This is a genomic window from Mumia sp. Pv4-285 (assembly GCF_041320275.1).
Classification (GTDB): Bacteria; Actinomycetota; Actinomycetes; order Propionibacteriales; family Nocardioidaceae; genus Mumia; species Mumia qirimensis.
In genome coordinates this window covers 3483091-3504118 of sequence record NZ_CP162023.1, presented here as the reverse complement: position 1 = coordinate 3504118, position 21028 = coordinate 3483091, and the positions used below count along the sequence as shown (strand labels likewise).

General features: G+C 69.1%; 18 protein-coding genes. 12 read left to right on the top strand and 6 right to left on the bottom strand.

Features of this window, described 5'->3' with window-relative positions:
- Positions 1-31 precede the first annotated feature (31 nt).
- The gene (locus tag AB3M34_RS16915) at positions 32-775 is read right to left on the bottom strand and encodes a maleate cis-trans isomerase family protein (protein ID WP_370615698.1); all 744 of its coding nucleotides are present in this window, start codon (positions 773-775) and stop codon (positions 32-34) included.
- Positions 776-823: 48 nt separating this feature from the next.
- Between AB3M34_RS16915 and lhgO the strand changes: the two genes are divergently transcribed.
- The 3 genes from lhgO to AB3M34_RS16900 all read left to right on the top strand — a co-directional run bounded on the left by lhgO (position 824) and on the right by AB3M34_RS16900 (position 6017).
- The gene (gene lhgO, locus AB3M34_RS16910; RefSeq protein ID WP_370615697.1) at positions 824-2041 is read left to right on the top strand and encodes an L-2-hydroxyglutarate oxidase; all 1218 of its coding nucleotides are present in this window, start codon (positions 824-826) and stop codon (positions 2039-2041) included.
- A gap of 497 nt (positions 2042-2538) precedes the next feature.
- A complete protein-coding gene (locus AB3M34_RS16905; protein ID WP_370615695.1) occupies positions 2539-4695 on the top strand; it encodes an AAA family ATPase in 2157 nt (718 codons plus the stop codon).
- The gene (locus AB3M34_RS16900) at positions 4692-6017 is read left to right on the top strand and encodes an ATP-binding protein (protein ID WP_370615693.1); all 1326 of its coding nucleotides are present in this window, start codon (positions 4692-4694) and stop codon (positions 6015-6017) included. The genes AB3M34_RS16905 and AB3M34_RS16900 overlap by 4 nt, the downstream gene beginning before the upstream one ends.
- 26 nt (positions 6018-6043) lie before the next feature.
- Here the strand turns inward: AB3M34_RS16900 and AB3M34_RS16895 are convergent, their stop codons facing one another.
- On the bottom strand, positions 6044-6688 hold the full coding sequence (locus AB3M34_RS16895; RefSeq protein WP_370615692.1) for a TetR/AcrR family transcriptional regulator: 645 nt from the start codon (positions 6686-6688) through the stop codon (positions 6044-6046).
- 104 nt (positions 6689-6792) lie between these two features.
- Here AB3M34_RS16895 and AB3M34_RS16890 point away from each other — a divergent pair, with 104 nt between their 5' ends.
- A complete protein-coding gene (locus AB3M34_RS16890; RefSeq protein WP_370615690.1) occupies positions 6793-8235 on the top strand; it encodes an MFS transporter in 1443 nt (480 codons plus the stop codon).
- A gap of 103 nt (positions 8236-8338) precedes the next feature.
- On the opposite strand, the gene AB3M34_RS16885 is transcribed toward AB3M34_RS16890, so the two are convergent.
- The gene (locus AB3M34_RS16885) at positions 8339-9556 is read right to left on the bottom strand and encodes an oxygenase MpaB family protein (protein ID WP_370615688.1); all 1218 of its coding nucleotides are present in this window, start codon (positions 9554-9556) and stop codon (positions 8339-8341) included.
- Positions 9557-9609: 53 nt separating this feature from the next.
- Between AB3M34_RS16885 and AB3M34_RS16880 the strand changes: the two genes are divergently transcribed.
- The 3 genes from AB3M34_RS16880 (at position 9610) to AB3M34_RS16870 (ending at position 11558) form a co-directional block, all read left to right on the top strand.
- Positions 9610-10278, top strand: a complete 669-nt coding sequence (locus AB3M34_RS16880) for a TetR/AcrR family transcriptional regulator (RefSeq protein ID WP_370615687.1) — start codon at positions 9610-9612, stop codon at positions 10276-10278.
- Positions 10279-10318: 40 nt separating this feature from the next.
- Positions 10319-10819: a hypothetical protein gene (locus tag AB3M34_RS16875; protein ID WP_370615686.1), complete on the top strand. Its 501-nt coding sequence runs from the start codon at positions 10319-10321 to the stop codon at positions 10817-10819.
- A gap of 79 nt (positions 10820-10898) precedes the next feature.
- Positions 10899-11558, top strand: a complete 660-nt coding sequence (locus AB3M34_RS16870) for a nitroreductase (RefSeq protein ID WP_370615684.1) — start codon at positions 10899-10901, stop codon at positions 11556-11558.
- An 18-nt stretch (positions 11559-11576) separates the two neighbouring features.
- Here AB3M34_RS16870 and AB3M34_RS16865 read toward each other — a convergent pair whose 3' ends face one another.
- Complete coding sequence (locus AB3M34_RS16865; RefSeq protein WP_370615682.1) at positions 11577-13406, bottom strand: glycoside hydrolase family 15 protein; 1830 nt, start codon at positions 13404-13406, stop codon at positions 11577-11579.
- A gap of 67 nt (positions 13407-13473) precedes the next feature.
- Here AB3M34_RS16865 and AB3M34_RS16860 point away from each other — a divergent pair, with 67 nt between their 5' ends.
- Positions 13474-15063, top strand: a complete 1590-nt coding sequence (locus tag AB3M34_RS16860; protein ID WP_370615681.1) for an FAD-dependent oxidoreductase — start codon at positions 13474-13476, stop codon at positions 15061-15063.
- A 15-nt stretch (positions 15064-15078) separates the two neighbouring features.
- On the opposite strand, the gene AB3M34_RS16855 is transcribed toward AB3M34_RS16860, so the two are convergent.
- Positions 15079-15381 (bottom strand): putative quinol monooxygenase, encoded by a 303-nt coding sequence (locus tag AB3M34_RS16855; protein WP_370615679.1) that lies wholly within the window; start codon positions 15379-15381, stop codon positions 15079-15081.
- Between the two features lie 106 nt (positions 15382-15487).
- Between AB3M34_RS16855 and AB3M34_RS16850 the strand changes: the two genes are divergently transcribed.
- Positions 15488-15985, top strand: a complete 498-nt coding sequence (locus AB3M34_RS16850; protein WP_370615677.1) for a GNAT family N-acetyltransferase — start codon at positions 15488-15490, stop codon at positions 15983-15985.
- On the opposite strand, the gene AB3M34_RS16845 is transcribed toward AB3M34_RS16850, so the two are convergent.
- A complete protein-coding gene (locus AB3M34_RS16845; RefSeq protein WP_370615675.1) occupies positions 15945-16928 on the bottom strand; it encodes a LacI family DNA-binding transcriptional regulator in 984 nt (327 codons plus the stop codon). The genes AB3M34_RS16850 and AB3M34_RS16845 overlap by 41 nt on opposite strands.
- A gap of 159 nt (positions 16929-17087) precedes the next feature.
- Between AB3M34_RS16845 and AB3M34_RS16840 the strand changes: the two genes are divergently transcribed.
- From AB3M34_RS16840 to npdG, 3 genes are all read left to right on the top strand, one after another.
- Positions 17088-19028, top strand: coding sequence for a hypothetical protein (locus AB3M34_RS16840; protein WP_370615674.1), 1941 nt, complete (start codon positions 17088-17090; stop codon positions 19026-19028).
- A gap of 52 nt (positions 19029-19080) precedes the next feature.
- Positions 19081-20178 carry a hypothetical protein gene (locus tag AB3M34_RS16835; protein ID WP_370615672.1) on the top strand — a complete coding sequence of 366 codons (1098 nt, stop codon included), beginning with the start codon at positions 19081-19083 and terminating at the stop codon, positions 20176-20178.
- A gap of 158 nt (positions 20179-20336) precedes the next feature.
- The gene (npdG, locus tag AB3M34_RS16830; RefSeq protein WP_370615670.1) at positions 20337-21020 is read left to right on the top strand and encodes an NADPH-dependent F420 reductase; all 684 of its coding nucleotides are present in this window, start codon (positions 20337-20339) and stop codon (positions 21018-21020) included.
- Positions 21021-21028: the final 8 nt, after the last annotated feature.

The following is a 21028-nucleotide window of genomic DNA, read 5'->3' as shown; positions in this document are numbered from 1 at the left end:
GCGTGGCCCGAGCGACCGCCGAAGGCGCCGCTCAGTGCTCGCGCAGCAGGGAGCCCGAGCCCTCGACACGGTCGGTGATGCCGTGCTCGCGCAACGCGTGCCACAGCGTGGCCGCGTTGATCGCGACCACGGGCTTGCCGAGCTCCACCTCCAGCACCTCGGAGAGGCCGACGAACGAGAGGTTGGTCCCGACCTGGACGATCGCGTCCACCCCAGGTCCGTCCAGCTCGCCGACGACCTCGCGCAACCGTGCGTCCTCGACGCGGGCGATGTCGGTCGCGGTCGCGCAGCGCAGACCTGTGATGGCGGCGACGTCGAACCCGGCCTCGGTGAAGAACCGGCCGACCTCGACGTCGGCGACGGGCTGGTACGGCGAGAAGACCGCGATCCGGCGCACCCCCAGCGTCTCGAGCGCGGCACGGCACGCACTCGCACCCGTGGTCACCGGCAGCCCGGTCGCGTCCCGCAGCCGTCGCTCGAACGCCGCGTTGCCCTCGACCCCGCCCCAGAACGTCTCGGCCGACATGCCCATCACGAGCCGGTCGGGCTCGGCCGTCAGGGCGTCGCGCACCGCGGTGTCGATCGACGCGCGGATCTGCACCAGCAGCGCCTCGAACCCTGCGTCGCCGTTCATCGACGGGTCAGCGATGTGCATCGAGCCGGCACGGAACGCCACTCCGTCGACGCCGGCGCGCCAGTAGTCGTGCTCGACGACCGTGTTGGTGGAGGGGACGACCACTCCGAAGAGGGCCCGCGGCCCGACGACATTCGTCACGGCGACCGAGACTACAGCGAGCGCGTCCGGACGACCTAGATTCGTCTCATGACGATCCCGAGCCCTGCCCGTGACCGGACCGTCGGCATCGTCGGCGGTGGCATCGTCGGCCTCGCGATCGGACGTGAGATCGCGGTGCGGCACCCCGGCACACGCGTGGTGGTGCTCGAGAAGGAGAGCAGTCTCGCTGCTCACCAGACCGGTCACAACTCCGGTGTGGTCCACGCCGGCATCTACTACCGGCCGGGAAGCCTCAAGGCGCAGCTGTGCACCCGTGGGAGGGAGCTCCTCAAGGAGCTCTGCGTGGACCGTGCCATCCCGTACGACGAGTGCGGCAAACTCGTCGTCGCGGTCGACCCCGCCGAGAAGGGGCGGTTCGACGCGCTCGAGAGGACGGCGCGGGAGAACGGTGTGCCCGGACTCGTCCGGGTCGACAGCCGCGGCATCAGCGACATCGAGCCGCACGCGGTCGGCCTCGTGGCGCTGCACTCGCCCGCGACCGCCATCACGGACTACGTCGCGGTCGCTCGGGCGCTCGGCGACGACATCGTCACGGCGGGAGGCGCGATCCACCTCTCCACGCCTGTCACCGCCATCGAACGACGAGGTGGCGGCGTGGTCGCGACCTCGGGGTCGCGGGCCTTTCGCGTCGACAGGCTCGTCGTGTGCGCCGGGCTCCAGAGCGACCGCGTCGCCGAGCTCGCGGGAGGTGACCCGGCGCCGCGCGTCGTCCCGTTCCGTGGGGAGTACATGGCGGTCGCCCCGCAGAAGCAGGACCTCGTACGCGGCATGATCTATCCCGTGCCCGACCCGCGCTACCCGTTCCTCGGCGTGCACTTCACGCGCCGTGTCACCGGCGGGCTCGAGGTCGGCCCCAACGCGTTCCTCGCGTTCAGCCGCCAGCGGTACGGGCGAGCGTCGCTGTCACCGCGCGACCTCGTCGACACGCTGGGCTGGCCGGGCTTCTGGCGCTTCGCCGGCGACCACTGGCGTACGGGGATCTCCGAGCTCGGGGGAGTCCTCTCGAAGCGCGCGTACATGGGGGCGGCTCAGCGGTACGTCCCGGCGATCGGCGCCTCGGACGTGACCCGCCACGGCATCGGGCTGCGCGCGCAGGCGGTCGCGCGGGACGGGTCCCTGGTCGAGGACTTCGTCGTCGAGCAGCGCGACGGCGTGACCGCGATCCGCAACGCCCCGTCCCCGGCCGCCACGTCGAGCCTCGCGATCGCCGAGCACGTCGTCGAGCGGATGCACCTCACGGCGTGACGCTCAGCGGCCCTTACGTATGTCCAGTGGGGTTCCCGCGCAGATGGCCCCGGGCTCCACCGGTCGAAGCCTCACGCATTCCCCTGCCGTCTCCGCGGGTACGGGCGGAGGTGGCATCCGAGTCGACGCGAAGGGCATCCTGCGGTCTGGGTGCCAACACCCAGACCGGCTCAGTCCTATCGCGGCCATCGATCAAGCGCCTCGAGAAACTCAGAAATCGAGGCCACCGGCGAGACGTAGCAATCAACGCCCGCATTCCGAAGCACGCCCCTGACAGTCGCGCTATCCGAGCTCCGTCGGCCTCCGCGACGGAGTCGTGCGCCTGCCAGCTGGCGTGCGTGGGTTTGGTCAACGGCCGACTGACCCGCTAGCGACTCACCGCGACGGATAAGTCGGGGGGCTGTCGCAGCCCATACGACGAAACTGGGAGAAACTCCACGCCTGGACATACGGCGCGACTATCGTGGTCACCGAAGCTGGAAATCGGAGGCCGAGACTTGTCATCGAACGGGGTGCCAATTCGCCTTGGCGACCAACTACGCTTCCGACTGCGAGGGCAGCGAGGATCGTACGACGTCGAGGCTGCGGTCATCGGCGTCCATGGTAGCCATATCGACGTCCGTCTGACGGACGAGCGCACACTCCGACTACCGCTGGACGCCATCGAGAACTGGACGAACGTGAACAGCGGCCTCGATAATCGTCCGGGACCTACCGCGCCGGAGAGGCCCGTTCCCGCTTGCATCGACCGCACCCTGCGATTCACCGCTGAACACAGCTTCAGCGAGGCAATAGAAAGCCAACTCGCCGCTCTGTTGGAGTATCAACCGAAGTTCGAGCAGGACAGCGAATGCGACATCCTTGACCGCACGATCATTGTTCTCCGAACGGCCATGAAGCGTCTGAATGCTGAATCGTATCGTGAGGCGGAGGAATATAGATTCGCCTTCCTCGCAGAACTGCATGCTATTAAGAGGGCGGCGAATCCGCGTAGCCGCCGCCTCGAAAAGGCACTTACACGGCTCCGTCAAGAGGAGGCCTTGGAGTGGGGGCGATACACGAGTCGCTTTGAAGCCCGGCCGCACATCCTGACAGATGGCACGCTCGGAATAACTGTTCCGTCGGGTGGAGAGTTTGAACTTCCGATCCGTATCGCACTGGACAATGCGTATATGCCGGCGCGGGATGTTTCCGTCGTAATCGAGCAGCATCGCGGCTTAGAGCTGGTCGGCCATACGCCCGTCATCGAACTGATCGAGCCCGGGGGAACGAGGACAGTATACGTTCGAATGAAAGACAGGAGGAGGCAAGGTGCAAGGGATGACATTCGAATCGAAGTAAAGTTGACATTTGCGGGTACCGGGGCGGAGGTTAGAGAGTCCGGACGCCAGCGTCTGACTGTAAGATTGCGCCGAGCTGAGCCTTTTGAGCCAATCGGTAACCCGTTCCGGCAATATGCCTCGGGGATTCCGGTGGACGAGCCCGGAATGTTCTTCGGGCGAGAACAGCTAATTACCGACATCGTAACTCACCTCCTGTCAGTAAAGCCAGGGCGGTGTTTCGGTCTGTATGGGCAGAAGAGAACCGGCAAGTCCAGCGTTGTGGAGCAGGTTCGTTTGCGCTTAGCGGACGAGGGGATACTCGTCGCGTCTGTTTCCATGGGGGTCGTCGATCGATCCAGCATTACCGCCAGCTTTTTCACCGAGGTGCTTGATCAGTTGCGCTCCCAGGTCGGCGGGCTCCTCAGTGAGTCCGTCTTCGCAAGGCTCCTCACGCGATGGCCGGATAGCGCCGCTGTCGCTCGGGAACCGCTGAACAGTTTCCGGAAGGCGATCGTTGCGACCCGTGCCCTGCTCCGAGCTGACGGCGAGGCGGAGCCGAGATTGGTGATCGTGGTCGATGAGTTCACGTACTTGTTTGAGATCCTCCGAAGGAGTCACGTATCGCCATCCGAGCATGATCAACTTCGCGACTTCATGCGTCAATGGAAAAGCCTGATAGAGGCCAGACTATTCTCGGCTCTTGTTGTCGGCCAGGACTCAATGCCGTACTTCATCGACGCCTTCCCCAATGAATTTAGCGTAATGCAGCTTGAGCGACTCGAGTATCTGACTACCTCCGAGACTGAGACGTTGGCGGACCGCCCAATTCTTCGCATTGATGGAAGTTCTCGGTTCGTCGGGTACGCCCTTCACAGCATTCCCGCATACACAGACGGCCACCCGTTCTTTACGCAGATACTTTGTGATCGCGTTGTCACCATTGCAAACGAGCGGAAAAACCCATCGATCGCGCAGCACGATGTTGAAGAGGCGGTCGAGTCATTACTGGCAGGCCGACGTGAGATCGGGATGTATAGGTTTGACTGCCTTTTGACTGCAGACAACACCGGCATGCTCCTGCACGGCGGAACTTTGGAAGAAGACCCAACTCCACAAAGTCTCGCCGAAACGGCGTCACGAATATTGACAAAGATTGCCGCTGACGCTGGCGCGCAGAATGCTCCAGTCGACCGAGATCGGCTGGACATGAGCGTGTTCGAACTCAAGGTCTATGAGGATCTCCTATTGCGACAGGTCATCACCGAGCGAAATGGGCGGGTGCACATTCGCATCGTCCTGTTTGCTGAGTATCTGCGAAGGCGGGCACGTTGAGTACACGGACGGACCAGGTAGCTAGGGTCGCTGGACTGCTCGGCGGGCGATCAAACGTCGCGATTCACGGGGCTCCGGGCACGGGTAAGACGTGGCTCGCGGATTCTGTCGTCGATTCGTTGCGTGAGTCGGAAGTTCAGATTCTGAGGGTAGATCTCAGTATTTCGCATTCCGGCGCAGAAGTCTTCAACGAGCTACTCGCAACCTCAGAGGGAGAACGCCCGTCCGAGGACGAAGATGGTGTATCTGTGTTCGGTGCGTGGCGGCGACTGCGCGAGGCACTGGTAGCTGCGGGCAGACCTACGATCATCGTGATGGATGAGTTTGATGCGGTGGTGCGTTACGCTGATTCTGTTGATTTTCTTCGACTTTCACGCGAGCTCGTCCACCGCCCTAGCGCCACGACCTGCGTCGGGTTGTTTGTCTCGCGACGCTCGCTCGAGTCAGTTGAGGAGATTGTACGAGGAATTTCTACTCTTGCGACTCTTTGCTACCAGGAGTATATGAGGCCTGTGTCCGCCGACGATATTCGGAGTTCGTTTCCCTTGGCTGCGGCCTTATCGGAAGAGGAATGCCTTCATTGTCTGAACTGGTCGAATGGTCACCCCGCTTTGGTTCGATACTGGCTGAGCGTTCGTCCTGATTGTGTCGGGAATCCTGACGGTGTTTCACAGAAGATACTCGCGATGGATAGGTTGGTCGATTATCTAGACGCGCTTCGGCTTGTGGACGCGGCTGCGCAGTTGGTTATAGGGCCGGTGGTTGATGACTGGATTCGGGAACGCGGTCAGTTGGACGAACTCGGAGTTCTACGGGTAGACGGCTTGTCCATTGGAGTTTCCTATTCCGATTGCGCGGTTTTCGTCGACCTTTTGAGACGTCGGACGTGGGATCTCAATCCGTGGGGGATCCTTGGCCGTGCGGAAGTTCAACTCCGTGGGCTGATCGAGCAGATTCAAGTAGAGCATGACGGTGAGGGCTGGGCGGAGCGCTCCCAACAGCGCGCGATATGCGCGGTGTACGACCGCTCAGTTGCTATGCGGGACGACGACATTCGTCGTCTCGGGCGTGGTGCGAGCTGGCTAGCGTATACTTATCCGGGTGACCTGTGGAACATCATCAGTGTCAATTGGTCGCGGTTTTGCGAGGTCTTTTCGCGAGGTGACAAGCAGTATTGGCGCGAGCGGTTTGAAGGCATGGCGCGGTACCGAACGCCGATGGCACATAATCGTTTTGAAACGGTGACCCGCGAAGATCGCGCGTTGTGTCGTATGTATGCCGACGACATTATTCGCGCGATAGGGGATTGGCGCGAGGGATAGCTACATCTCCCCGGCCTCCGTGACGCTCAGCGCGGGGTGACCGGCGCCTGGAGGAGCCCCGTGAGGGCGTCGACCAGAGCGTCGGTGGACGCCTGGCGACCCATGGCCCGCGCGGAGCCGTCCGCGGCGGCGCGTTCGTGCTCGGCGTTCATCTGGGTCACGAGGTGACGCAGCATCATCGTGCGCGACTCCCACACGTCGGAGGGCATCGCCGGGAGCCGACGCTTGATCTCGCTCATCACGACGCGGACGCTGTCGTCCTCGCTGGTCTGACGGTCGACGAGGGAGCGAAGTGTGGGGTCGGCCGTGAGCTGCGCCGTGAACCGGGCGTACCAGGTGGTGTCGCCGAGCTCGGCCAGGTGGATGACGACCGGCTCGACGAGGCAGGCGACCCACTCGCGCAGGTCGGCGTCGTCGTCCATCCCGGCGAGCATGCGGCCACGGATCGTCGAGATCGCGGCCGAGTGCCGCAACGCGATCGCGCGGACCAGGTCGGTCTTCGTGCCGAAGTGGTAGCCGACCGCCGCGTTGTTGCCCTGGCCGGCCGCCTCGCTGATCTGACGGTTCGAGACGTGAGCTATGCCGCGCTCGGCGTACAGCCGCTCGGCGGTCGCGAGGATCGTCTCCTGGGTCGCGACCGCGCGGGCGTCGCGGCTCGTGGTCTTGGTCACATCCACCTCGTTCGTCGGGACAAAGGCATCCTACAGGTTTGAATAAGTCAAGCACTTGACTTAAAGTCGATCCGTTGTCCCCGCCGTCCCTTCCGAGGAGTCCCATGACCGCCACACTCACCCCTGACTCCGCGCGTCAGGACCTCCCGGCACGTTCGCCGTCGATCATCGTCGCCGTGCTCGCGTTCGCGGGCATCGTCGTCGCCCTCATGCAGAGCCTCGTCATCCCGATCGTCCCCGAGCTGCCGCAGCTGCTGCACGCAGACGCGGCGGACACCGCGTGGGCGATCACCGCGACGCTTCTGGCGAGCGCGGTCGCCGTGCCGATCGTCGGGCGCCTCGGCGACATGTTCGGCAAGCGGAAGATGCTCATCCTGAGCCTGGTCGTGCTCATCGCGGGATCGGTGCTCGGGGCGCTGAGCGACACGCTGACCGTGCTGATCGTGGCCCGCGCCCTGCAGGGACTCGCGTCCGGGGTCATCCCGCTCGGCATCAGCATCATGCGGGACGAGCTGCCGCCCGAGAAGCTCGGCAGCGCGGTCGCCCTCATGAGCGCGTCGCTCGGGATCGGCGGAGCGCTCGGCCTGCCCGCCGCGGCCCTGATCGCCGACAACTTCTCGTGGCACATCCTGTTCTGGACCTCCGCCGTCGCCGGTGTGGTGGCCCTGGCCGGCGTGCTCACGCTCGTCCCTGCCGCCGACCTCAAGAGCGGCGGTCGCTTCGACGCGGTGGGTGCGGTCGGCCTCTCGGTCGGGCTCTTCTCGATGCTGCTCGCGATCTCCAAGGGCGGCACATGGGGCTGGGGATCCGGTCGCACGCTCGGCTTCGCCGCGCTGGCGATCGTCGCCCTCGTCGTCTGGGCGGTGTGGGAGCTGCGGACGACCGATCCGCTGGTCGACCTCCGCACGACCGTCCGCCGCCAGGTCCTGCTGACGAACCTCGCGTCGATCATGCTCGGGTTCGCGATGTTCGGGCTGTCGCTGGTCGTTCCTCAGATCATCCAGGTCCCCGAGGCCACCGGCTACGGATTCGGCGGCTCGATGCTCGAGGTGGGCCTCGTGATGGCGCCCTCCGGACTCGTGATGATGCTGATCGCGCCCGTCTCCGCTCGGATCTCGCGCGTGTACGGCCCCAAGGTGTCCCTGATGGTGGGAGCGCTCGTCGTCGGCCTCGGCTACCTGTTCACCGTGTTCTTCATGTCAGAGGTCTGGCACTTCGTGGCCGCCGCCGTCATCACCGGAGTCGGCATCGGGCTGGCGTACGGGGCCATGCCGGCGCTGATCATGTCGGCGGTCCCCGTGACGGAGACCGCGGCAGCCAACGCGCTCAACACGCTGATGCGTTCGATCGGCACGTCGGTCTCGAGCGCGGTGGCGGGCGTGGTCCTGGCACAGATGACGCTCGACCTGGGCGGCCACGAGGTCCCGTCCGAGGACGGGCTGCGACTGGTCCTGGCGCTCGGTGCCGTGGCCGCCTTCGTGGCGTTCGCCATCGCGGCGTTCCTCCCACGCCGTCAGGCGGGTGAGGTGCTGGCCGTGCGCCGCTGAGGGGTCGGGGGTCTCGATCGCTTCGCGCCTCGACCAGCGGCGTGGGGTGGGCGCCGCGACCAGCGGGCGTGGGGTGGGCACCTCGACCAGCGGACTCCCGTGTTCAGCGCAGTGCGCCGACGTCCTGCACGGTCTCGCCGCCGTAGTAGTCGCTCAGGAGCGCGGCGGCGACGCGGTCGCCCCACGCCTCGAGCCTGCGGCGTCCGGCCTCGCCGCGCCCGAGCACGCGGTAGCGGACGGTGTTCTCGACGAAGGCCGCCGCGGTCGCCCACGGGACCCGGACCGGAAGACCGAGCTCGCGCATGCTCCGGGGGCCTAGGAACGCCGTCAGCATCGACAGCGTGCGCTCCTGTCGTACGGCGCCGCGCGGAAGGTCACGCAGCGTGGAGATGATCGACTGCGCGAGCTGCGGGCCGGCCGCCGAGATGTCGGCCTGGGCCAGCACGAGGTGGTAGTTCAGCCGGTGCCGCTCGCGCTCGGTGTCGACCAGCCACAGGTCGTCGACCCCCATCAGCCAGCCGACGTACTTCCACAGGTGCATGACGGCCTGCGACTCGCGGCGCGTGACGGGGACGCCGAGCGCGCGGGCGCCGAGCAGGAGGACGCCGTCGAACAGGCCGAGCGTTGCGGCCTGGTCGGTCTGGTTGATCGGCAGCCCCCAACGGGCGACGTCCCAGGTGGGCTCGAACGCGTGGTTCACGAGCGCGTGCATCGCGCGGACGTGGACGGTGAGGCGCCAGCCTTCGCCGTACGGGAGAAGGGCGTCCGGCTGGGCGAGCGCCACGGCCCACTTCTGCGTCTCGGCGAGGCGTCGACGGGTCATGTCACCCGTCAGCCCGCCCGTGGCGACGAGCAGGTCGGTCGGTCCGCCGAACCGGTAGCCGCCGATGAGGGAGAGCTGGAGGAGGACGTCGGCGGCGTTGCGGCCGAACCGACGCTGCATCCGGCCCGCCTCGGCGATCAGGTCCAGGTCGACCCAGTCGGGGGTCGCCTCGACGGTCGCGAAGAAGTCCGCGAGCGCCGGTGGGGCGTCGGGGACGGCGACCGGATCCGCGAGCCGTGCCGCGAAGTCGCCCATCGGCACCCGCTGCGGATCGTCGGCTCGCAGACGCATCGCTTCCGCGAGCCGGTGGCCGACCTCGTCGCGCTCGAGGAAGCCGGCGCCGATGCGCGCCATCAGTGCTTCGTCGACGTCGGTGACGCGGCCGAGGAGCCGCAACGGCTTGGCGATGCGGGCACTGCGTTCCTCGGACTCGCGGAACCGGGTCGGGTAGGCGGGCGAGCCGGACGTGGCAGCGGCGGCGGTCTCGAGCGTCGTCATGGCTCCATCCTGACGCGAGTCATCGCTCGCATACCAGTCGTATGCTGAGCCCCATGACCGCGCCAGCACCACCCCCGTACGGCACCTCGGACTCGCTGCAGCCGCGCAAGCAGCCGCGCCAGGCACGGTCCCGGGCGACAGTCGACCGCATCCTCGGTTCGGGCCGTGAGGTGCTGCTCCGCGACGGCTACGACGCGTTCTCGACGAACCGTGTCGCCGAGGCGGCGGGGATCAGCCCCGGCTCGCTGTACCAGTACTACCCGAACAAGCACGCGATCATCGCCGCCATCGTCGAGCGCTACGCCGACGACGTGTCCGACCAGGTCGCGGCCTCGCTCGTCGACCGGCTCGGCGAGGTCGGCCCGTCGATGGTGCGCGCCTGCGCCGACGCGCTGCTGCGGGCTCTCGAGGAGAACGCCGACCTGCTGCGCGTCGTCTTCGAGGAGCTGCCGGCACGACAGAACGCCGTACGCCGTGCTGCCCTGGAACGCCGGGTGCAGGATCTGGTCGCCGCGTACCTCGCGGCATCGCGCGCAGGCTCCCCGTCGACACGACAGCCGACCGTCATGGCCTGGGTCCTGGTCCTCGCGGTCGAGAACCTCGCCGTCCGCTGGGTCGTCGACGCCCCCCAGATCCCTCGCGACGTCGTGCTCGACGAGCTCGTCCGGCTCTGTCTCGGCTACCTGCAGGCCGACCGAGGTGCGGGCAGGCCCAGCCGCTGAGAGCGTGGGGAGACCCAGCCACACGCTCACAGGGGGCTCCATGACCAGGTCCCGCGCGCTCGCGTCGGCCGCCGCCGTTCTCGTCCTTCTCGCGACGGCGGCCTGCACCGACGACGACGATCCCGATGACGACGACACCCCGGCACCGACCGCGACCACGGACGCACCGTCCGAGCCGACCCCGACCACCGGTGCGACGAGCGACGACGACGACAACGACAACGACCCGATGGAGTTCGACCTCGACACGGCCGACGACTCCGTCGACGTCGACGGGGTGGCCTCCGTGTGCGAGAACCCCGACGCGTCCACGCTGAACGTCACGTTTGTAGAGGACGGAGCCGCCGACGACGGGGCGACGGTCGTGGTCACGGTCAGCGGTGGCTCAGGAAGCGTCGTCGTCTCCGGGTCGACGGAGTTCGAAGGCCGGATCACGTCGATGATGATCGCCGACGACGGGGCCGTGAGCGCCTCGGGAGAAGGCAGCCTCGCCGACGACACCGCGCAACCGACCACGTTCACGCTCGAGGGCCGGTGCTGACCGCCCACTGACACCCGGCCCGTCCACGGTCGGGAGGTTGTGGGAGGCTCCGACGCATCGACGATCGAAGGAGCATCCCGTGCAGCTGTCCGACGTGCTCGCGCAGCGGTGGAGCTGTCGCGCCTACCGCGCCGAGCCGGTGCCCGACGAGACGCTGCGCGACGTGCTCTCTCTCGCGCAGCGGACCGCGTCCTGGTGCAACACCCAGCCCTGGCACGTCCACCTGCTCAGCGGTGACGCGACGCGCGAGCTGGCCGAGAGCCTGACCGCCCATGTCCAGGCGCACGCGCCGGCGTCGGACCTGCCGACCCCTCAGGAGTACACCGGCGTCTACCAGCATCGCCGCCGCGAGTCGGGCTTCGCCCTGTACGAGAGCCTCGGCATCGAGCGGACAGACATGGCTGCGCGCGGTGCGCAGATGCTGAAGAACTTCACGTTCTTCGGGGCCCCGCACGTCGCGATCGTGACGACGGACGCCGCCCAGGGCGTGTACGGCGCGGTCGACTGCGGCGGCTACGTGGCCAACCTGCTCAACGCGGCCCACGCGTACGGCGTCTCCAGCGTCGCGCAGGCGGCCGTCGCGATGTACTCCGACCACGTGCGCCAGGTCCTCGGCATCGCCGACGACCGCCTCGTGGTCTGCGCGGTCGCGCTCGGCTACCCCGACGAGGAGCATCCGGTGAACGGGTTCCGTACGACCCGGGCGTCGCTCGACGAGTCCGTCACGTTCGTGCGCTGACCCCCGCGACCCGCCGCGTCAGGGTTGCGGCACGTCGCCGAACGGCCCCGCCTCGCCCATGGAGAGGTTGGCCGCGGACACGATGAGGCCCAGGTGCGAGAACGCCTGTGGGAAGTTGCCGAGCATGCGGTCGGCGACGGGGTCGTACTCCTCCGCGAGCAGGCCGACGTCGTTGCGCAGGGCGAGCAGCCGCTCGAAGAGCGCCCGCGCGTCCGCCGTACGACCGATCAGCGCCAGAGCGTCGACGAGCCAGAATGTCGTCATCACGAACGCCCCCTCGCCGGGCGGGAGGCCGTCGACGGTTCCCTGAGCCGCCGGCGGGTAGCGCATGAGGAGCCCGTCGACGAGGAGGTCCTTCTCGACCGCCTCGACCGTGCCGACGATGCGCGGATCGTCGTGGGGGAGGAAGCCGACCCGGGCCAGCATGAGCAGCGAGGCGTCGACGACATTCGCGCCGTAGAACTGGACGAAGCTGTTCTTGGCGTCGCTCCAGCCCTTCTCGCAGACCTCGGCGTGCACGGCGTCGCGAAGCTCCACCCACCGCTGGACCGGCACCGCCTCCTCGAGGGCGAGCTTCTCCGCGATGCGGATCGCCCGGTCGAACGCGACCCAGGCCATCACCTTGGAGTGCACGAAGTGGCGACGGGGCCCGCGGATCTCCCAGATCCCCTCGTCCGGGTCCTGCCAGACCTTCTCCAGGTGCTCCATCAGCGCGGGGAGCATCGCGTCCTGCTGGTGACGGAGCACCGGCAGATCCTCGGGGTGCGTCACGAGCTCGGCCTTGACGGCGGTCCACGAGGCGTCCAGGACCTCGCCGAACACGTCGAGCTGGAACTGGTCGCTCGCCGCGTTGCCGATCCGGACCGGCCTCGACCCCTCGTACCCGGGGAGCCAGTCGAGCTCGATCTCGGTCAGCCGGCGCTCGCCGCGTACGCCGTACATGATCTGGAACTCACCAGGGCTCCCGGCGACGGCGCGGCGCAACCACCCGTACCACGCCTGAGCCTCGGCCTCGTAGCCGCTGAGCACGAGCGCCTGGAGCGCGAACGACGCGTCGCGCAGCCACGAGTAGCGGTAGTCCCAGTTGCGGACCCCGCCCACGAGCTCGGGCAACGACGTCGTGGCCGCCGCGGCGATCGCCCCGGAGGGCGAGTACGAGAGAGCCTTCAGGGTGATCAACGAGCGCAGGACCTCGTCGCTCCAGTCGCCGTCGTAGGAGCATCGTGACGCCCACTCCCGCCACCACGCCTCGGTGCGTGCGCACGCGGCGGCGGCGTCGAGGGGGAGCGGTGGATCCGACAGGGAGTCGTACCAGACGAGCGAGAACCCGAGGACCTGGGCGGCCGTGCAGGTGAAGTCGGCGACGGTCCGCATGTCCTCGCCGCGCACCGGCACCGCGGCGTGGAGCCGGAGAGCGTCGGCGCCGGCGACCAGCGTCTGACCGCCCGGGACGCTGTTGACCCATGGGGTGATCGAGCCGTAGTCGTAGCGGACGGCCAGCTCCATCGTCATCGGCACGGTGCCCCGGCGACCCTCGACGATCCGGAAGATCCGCGGGTGCGCGTCCGGCGGCGCCATGAAGTCGACGACGGCGACGATGCCGCTCGCCGTCTCGTACTCGGTCTCGAGGACGAGAGTGTCGTGGCGGTACCAGCGGCGTACGGAGATGATCTCCTCCGCCGGCCGCAGCAGCCAGCGGCCGTGGCTCTCGTCGCCGAGCAGGGCCGCGAAGCAGGCACCCGAGTCGATCCTGGGGGTGCACCACCAGTCGATCGAGCCGGTGCGCTCGACCAGGGCCACCGTCTCGGTGTCGCCGATGACGGCGTAGTCCTCGATCCTGCCTGCCATCGGACTCACCCCTCGCTCGCCGTCGGCGCCGCCAGCCTAGCGATGCCTGCCGATCTAGGCTCGGCGCATGAGCGAGACCGCACGCGTGGACGTGCTGGTGGTCGGCGCGGGTCCGACAGGGCTCACGCTCGCCCTGGAGCTGTCGGCGCACGGCGTCGACGTGGCGATCGTGGACGCCGCGCCGGACGCCGTGCACGAGTCGCGCGCGATGGTGATCCAGGCGCGGACGCTCGAGGTCCTCGACCGCCACGGTGTCGCCGACGACCTCGTCGCGGCGGGTGACGACGCCACGAGCGTGACGGTGCACGGTCGGCGCCGGGAGGCGACGATCCGTCTCTTCGACGCGGCGGTCGGCGAGACGGCGTACCCGTTCCTGCTGTTCCTCTCGCAGGCAGAGACCGAGCGGATCCTCGCGGAGCACCTCGCAAGGCGCGGGGTCGACGTCCGTCGGGGGAGCCGGGTGGTCGGCGTCGAGCAGGACGGAGACCGCGTCAGCTGCACCGTCCACGACGACGCGGGGACGCCGGCGCGCGTCCACGCCCGGTACGTCGTGGGCTGCGACGGCGCCCACAGCGCGGTGCGCGAGGCGACCGGGATCGCCTTCCGCGGCGAGACGTACCCGCAGACGTTCGTCCTCGCCGACGTCGACGTCGACGGGCTCGATCCCGGGGTGCACGCCTTCCTCGGCCCGACCGGGCTCGTCTTCTTCTTCCCGCTCGCCCGTCCGGCGCCGTGGCGCGTCCTCACGATGCGGCCGGACGGCGCGGAAGGTCCCACCGCCCTCCTCGACCTGCAGCGGGCGGTCGCCGCCCAGGCGGGCGGGCGGGTCCGCGTCCACGACCCGGTGTGGTTGACCGACTTCTCCATCTCGGAGCGGTGCGTCGACCGGCTGCGCGCGGGTCGGGTCCTCCTCGCCGGCGATGCGGCGCACATCCACAGCCCCGCCGGCGGGCAGGGCATGAACACCGGGATCCAGGACGCGGTCAACCTCGGCTGGAAGCTCGGTCTCGTGTGCCGCGGTGTGGCGCGTCCGGGCCTGCTGGAGACCTACGACGCCGAGCGCCTGCCGATCGGGCGGTACGTCGTCGAGACGACCGGTCGCGTCTTCCGGATCGCGACGTCGTCGAACCCTCTCGTCCGCTTCCTCCGTCCCCGCGTGGCGCCGCTGGTGCTCCCCGTTCTCGCGCGGCTCCCGGCACTGCGGCGCGCGGGCTTCCGCGCGGTGTCGGAGCTCGACGTCCACTACCGCGGTGGTCCGCTCGCGGGCGAGTCGACGGGACGGCGTGCGCGCGGCGCGCGTCCGGGGGATCGTCTGCCGGACGGTCGCGTGCTCGTCGACGGGACGCCGGCCGCGCTCCACCGGTGTCTGTCGGCGACGGCGTTCACGCTGTTGCTCTATGGACCGGTCGGCCGGTGGCCGCAGGCGACGGTCGACGCGATCGCGACCCGGTGGGGCGCCGCCCTGCGGACTCGCCGGGTGTCGCTGTCCGACCCCGCCGTGGATCGGGGAACCGTGCGCCGGCTCGGGATCCCCGCCGACCAGAGCGCGCAGCTGCTGGTTCGGCCCGACGGCTACGTCGCGCATCGTACCGACGGTGTCGACCTGGGCGGGATCGACCGTTACCTCGAGTCGGTGCTCGGCACCGCGGCGGGCTGAGCTCGCCCGGCGCGATCAGCCCTGCTGGTCGCCGACCGGCCTGAGGAGGAGAACCTCCATCGGCTCGGCGAGCAGGTCGGTGACGGCCGTGACCAAGGCCGTGAACTCCGGGGACGAGCCGTGCTCGCGCAGCGCCTCGCCCGACGCGTACTCCTCGAGGAGGACGTACGCGTTCTCGTCGTCCACGCGGCGCTGGAGGTCGTAGCGCTCGCAGCCCTCCTGGTCGAGCATGGCAGGCCGTGCGGCGGCGATCGCGGACTCGAAGGCGGGACCTTCGCCGGCCTTGACCGTGAACAGTGCGACGACATTGATCGCCATGGGGACTCCTTGCTCGGGCCACGGGGACCCGGCTCGCCGGGTACCGGCACTTAGCGGGGCCTCACCACCCGGTCACGTGGAAAGTCCCTCCTGGCAGAATTCTCTGGTGACGATCCTCATCGACCGGGCCGACTTCACGGACCCGCGGCTGGCCGTCTTCCTCCAGTCGCACCTCGACGACCTCGCCCCGACCGCACCAGCGGAGAGCCGCCATGCCCTCGACCTGACGGAGCTGCAAGGCCCGCAGGTGCGGATGTGGGTCGTGGACGACGGTGAGTCGATCGTCGGCACCGCGGCGCTGGCGGCGCTCGAGCCGGCCCACGAGGAGCTCAAGAGCATGCGGACGGACCCGCGGCACCGCGGGCGCGGTGTCGCGAAGGGGCTGCTCGAGCACGTGGTGGCCGATGCGCGGTCGCGCGGAGTCTCCCGGATCTCGCTGGAGACCGGCACCATGGACTTCTTCGCGCCGGCACGGGCCCTCTACGCGAGGGCGGGCTTCGTCGTCTGCGGTCCGTTCGGGTCCTACGGGGAGGATCCGAACAGCACGTTCATGACGCTGTCGCTCACCCCGTCGACGCCCGGATCCGCAGCTCCGAGGGAATGACCGCGCGGCGGGGCAGCCGGCTCTTGTCGTGATCGGTCCCGCCATCGAGCTCGTCGAGCAGGATCTGGACGCCCGCTCTCCCCACGTCGACGTGGGAGCCGCCGAGCGTCGTGAGGGTGGGGTGACAGAGCTCGGCGGCGAAGATGTCGTCGAACCCGACGACGCTGACGTCCGCGGGGACGCGCAAGCCCCGCTGCACGAGCCGTTGGAGGACACCGATCGCCAGCAGGTCGTTGTGGGCGACGATCGCGCTCGCCGACGTCGTCAGGGCGGCGTCCGCAGCCGCTGCCCCGTGGGACGCTCGCGGGACGAACGGGCCGGCGCGGTGCAAGGTCAGTCCGAGCTGGTCCGCCGTCCTCCGCAGCTCCGTCCACCGGTGGCTCGCCATCCACGAGGTCGGGGGGCCCGACAGGTAGACCAGCTCGCGGTGCCCGAGCGACGCGAGGTGCTCGACGATCTGCCGGCACCCGTCGGCATGGTCCAGCGACGCGCTGGGGGCGCCGGCCAGCTCGCGGTTGAGGAGTACGACCCCTCTGACGGCGGCGATCTGGACGAGGTTCTCGTCAGGAAGCCTGCTCGCTGCCAGCACGAAGCCGTCGACCGACCGTGACAGCTGCTGGATCTGGTCGTACTCGACACGAGGAGTCTCCTCCGCGTTGACCAGGACCAACGTGTATCCCGCGGCCTTCGCTCCCAGCTCGGCACCACGGACGAGCTCGAAGTAGTGCGGGTTGGTGATGTCGGAGACGACCATCGCGATCGTCCGCGACCTTCCGGCCGGTGCCCGTCGACGGCGACTGCGGTAGCCGAGCGCGGCGGCCGTGTCGAGGACGCGGTGGCGGGTGTGCTCGCTGAGCCGAAGCGGGTCGGAGAATGCCCGAGACACCGTCGACGGTGCCACGCCGGCGGCTTCGGCGACGTCGTAGATCGTCGGCCTCCCCATGCCGCCATTCAGTCATCGCCGTGCGTGGACGGCAACGAGTTGCCGCCGGTTGCCATCGGATCCCCGCGATCTTCGTGCAACTTCACGGCAACTTTTTGACCCGCTGACAGCCGCGCGGACACCGTGACGTGATCTGCATCTCGTTCGAAGGAGATCACGATGGCAGCCAATCGACGACAGGTCCTGAAGGGTGCGGCAGCGGGGGTGCTCGGTGTGGCGGTGGCGAACGGCGCGGCAGCGATGACCGCCGGGGCTGCGGCATCGTCACCGGCCGCGGCCGGCCTCCGGAGACGCCCGGCACCGAAGCTCGGCGAGCCGGGTTCGCTGGACGACCGGCCGTTCCCGGCGTACGACTACTCACGCGCCAACAAGCTTCCCCGGGAGATGACCGGCTGGTGGCAGAAGTCGTTCACCGTCGGCGAGGAGGTCCGGACCGCGAAGGTCTACATCTCGCCCGAGACGCCGATCCGCTCGTACTACACCGTCATCGCGCTCCCGGACGGCGTGGACACCGAGGAGTTCCTCGAACGGTCCGGCTGGGTCGACGTCGCCTACCGCCGGGAGGAGGGACTCGTCGTGCTCGAGCCCGGCGCGGGAGGCTGGGGAACGCCCGCGGAGGAGGCGGCGTACGTCAACCAGGTGATGGCGTTCTACCAGTCCAACCGCTACTTCTCGATCTTCGGCGTCCACTACTTCGTCGGGTACGGCGCCGGTGCCGCGCCGCTCGAGGCGTGGGCCGTCGCGAACCCGCTGCGGGTGATCAGCCAGGCGTACGTCGGCTCCTCTGGCCTCGACCGCGCCTACCTGGAGTCGTACGCGGACCGCGAGTTCGACGGCACCACCGACAACTACGTGCCGGTCGAGTTCCCCGAGGGGTTCGACCTGATCTCGTACGAGGAGACGCTGCTGCCGACCTGGTACGTCGACCCGCGGAGGTCGTTCTCGGACAGCCTCGCGTACTGGAAGCGGGCCAACGACACCGACTGGCGGGGGGAGCGCGACCGCACGATGGGCGTGGTCTACGAGCAGCGTCGCCGCTCCGACCGGTGGATGACCTCGCACGCGGGACCGGTGTCGCAGGTCGCTGTCGACGAGCGTCGTACCGACCCGTGGGACCCGTCGACCACGCACCACCTCGTCGCGTTCCTCACCTACTACACGCGCTACGAGAACTTCTTCGCCTACGGCAACCAGCTCTACGAGCGGGGACACCTCGACGACCTCGGCATCGAGGTGCGGACGATGATGGTCGAGGGGTACGTCCGCGAGTACCTCGTCCACGTGCCGAGGTCGGCGCGCAGGCGTTGGGGGAGGGCGGCGCCGGTCGTCTTCGTGTGGCCTGGCAACAGCCAGACCGACAAGGTCTTCCTCGACGCCACCCAGTGGTGGAAGGTGGCCGAGGAGGAGGGCTGCATCCTCGTGGTGATCTGCGAGCAGTACAGCAACACCTCCGTCTCCGTGAGCCACTCGGCGTCCAACACGTTCTACCGCCAGCTGCGCGACGTGGTGCTGCGCGAGTACGCGGTGGATCCGACGCGGTTCTACTCGACCGGTCAGTCGGCGGGCAGCATGCTGACGCAGAGCTTCGCGATCGGGGCGCCGGCCTACTTCGCGGCGGTCGCCTCGACGTCCGGCGCGGCGGCCCCGAACGCGTCCGGCAACGTCCGCATCGACGGCGTCGACCACCCGGCCAGCAACGAGGCGATCCCGAACTACCTCGTCTACGGCTACGGCGACCTGGCGAACCTCGAGGGCGACCTCTGGGACGACACGGTCAACACGCTCGACCAGTGGGCGGCGTACCACCTCGCGGCGAACGGTCTCGATCTCGCCGACGTCGACAGCCAGGGCGAGCGCAGCGGGTGGGAGGACCGCTTCGAGACGTGGACCTGGACGAAACGTCACGGTCGGACGACCGTGCCGGTCCTCAAGGTGTCGCGCAACCACTACCGCTCGCACAACACGATGGCGGAGGAGACCCCGCTGCTGTGGGACTACCTCCAGCACTTCAGTGCGGAGGTCGACCGTCGCGGCGAGGTGACGCGGTACTACAGCCCGTCGGCTTTCCGGCGGCGCGGCGACCGCGTCCGCCTGGGGTGACAGCCGGCCCGTCGGTCGCCGCTGCGGGCGGCCGACGGGTGCCCGGTCTGCCATGATCCGAAGAACGGCCGACGGAGCGGTCGGCTCGGACGGGACGGGGGTGGCGGTGGCCATCGAGGACGTGGCGCACGAGCTGTACGGCGCGCTGCCCGCAGACTTCGTCAGCACCCGCACCGCGGCGGCGAAGGAGGCGCGGGCGTCGGGCGACGCCCCGTTGGCCCGACGCATCGCGGCCTTGCGCAAGCCGACGAAGGCGGCCTGGGCGACGAACCTCCTGGTGCGGGAGGAGCGCTCTCGGGTCGAGGCGCTGCTCGAGCTGGGCACGGAGCTTCGCGACGCGCAGGAGCGCCTCGACGCGGCCGTGCTGCGGGGGGCGGCTTCTCGGCGGCGTGAGCTCGTCGCCGAGCTGGTCGGCGCTGCCCGCCGGCTCGCGGAGCAGGCGGGTGAGCCCCTCGGAGACCCCGGCGCGGACGCGGTCGCGACCACGTTGAACGCCGCGCTGGCCGACGCCCGCGCGGCCGCCGCGCTCGAGACAGGCCTGCTGGTCGACTCCCTGACCGCGACGGGGTTCGAGCCGATCGACCTCGACGGCCTCGTGGCCCTCCCGGAGGCGGTCGGCGAGGTGGTCGGGCGACCGCACCTCCGGCTGGTGCCGTCACCCGAGCCGGCGAGCACACGCCGCGCGACCGAACCACGGACGGCCGACCGGCCGGCACGGAAGGCGCGCGGAGCCGACCGGACGTCGTCGGAACCGACCGATGCACCGCGCAGGCGCAGGCCCGATGCACGCAGCACGCCGAAGGCAGGCACGGCGAGGAAGCCGAAGGCCGACGCGTCGACCAAGGCCGACGAAGCGCGGCGGAAGAAGGCCGAGGCGACCCGCAAGCAGGCGGAAGCCACTCGGAAGGACGCCGAGGACCGGTTGAGCAGCGCGCGCGAGGAGGCGGCCGCGGCGCAGCAGCGTGCGACCGAGGCGAGCGCCGCGGTCAACGACCTCGAGCAGCGCCGCACCGCTCTGCAGGACGAGCTCGTCGCGGTCGAAGAGGCCCTGACGCGTGGTCACCGCACGGCGAAGGAAGCACGTCGTGCGACCGCAGCCGCCGAGCGCGAGGAGGCGAGGGCGCGCCGCGCGCTCGACGACCTCAGCTGAGACCGCCGGAGCCGACGGTCGTTGCTGCGGCACCATCCGATCGGTGGACCGCGTGCCAGGCGTCGACGGTCTCCTGGCAGGGTGAGCACCAGACGGGCCGCACCAGGGTCCGGAGACGGTTGCCGCCGGAGCAGGGGCGGCGATGAGAGGAACGCAGCATGACGATGTCTGAACAGTGGGCCGATCGGACCGTGGCCGTTCTCGGTGGCACCGGCCCGCAGGGGCGCGGGCTGGCCCGACGTTTCGCCGCCGCCGGGGTCTCTGTCGTCCTCGGCTCGCGTGACGCCGGGCGTGCCGCCGACGTCGCCGCGACGCTCACCGCGTCGATCGGCGCCGGATCGGCCTCCGTGACCGGCGCGACGAACGCCGACGCCGCCGCTGCTGGAGACATCGTGCTCGTGGCCGTGCCGTGGGACGGGCACCGGGAGCTCCTCGTCGAGCTCGCCCCGAGCCTCGCCGGCAAGATCGTCGTCGACTGCGTCAACCCGCTCGGCTTCGACAAGCAGGGCGCCTACGCTCTGCCGGTCGAGGAGGGATCCGCCGCGCAGCAGGCGCGCGCCGTCCTTCCCGAGTCGGTGGTCACCGCGGCGTTCCACCACGTCTCGGCCGTCCTTCTCGAGGATCCCGAGGTCGAGTCCGTCGACACCGACGTCCTCGTGCTCGGTGACGACCGCGAGGCCACCGACCTCGTCCAGGAGCTCGCCTCGGCGATCCCCGGCGTCCGCGGCGTGTACGGCGGACGGCTCCGCAACGCCCACCAGGTCGAGGCGCTCACCGCGAACCTGATCAGCGTCAACCGTCGCTACAAGGTCCACGCGGGACTGCGGGTCACCGACCTCTGAGCGGTCGC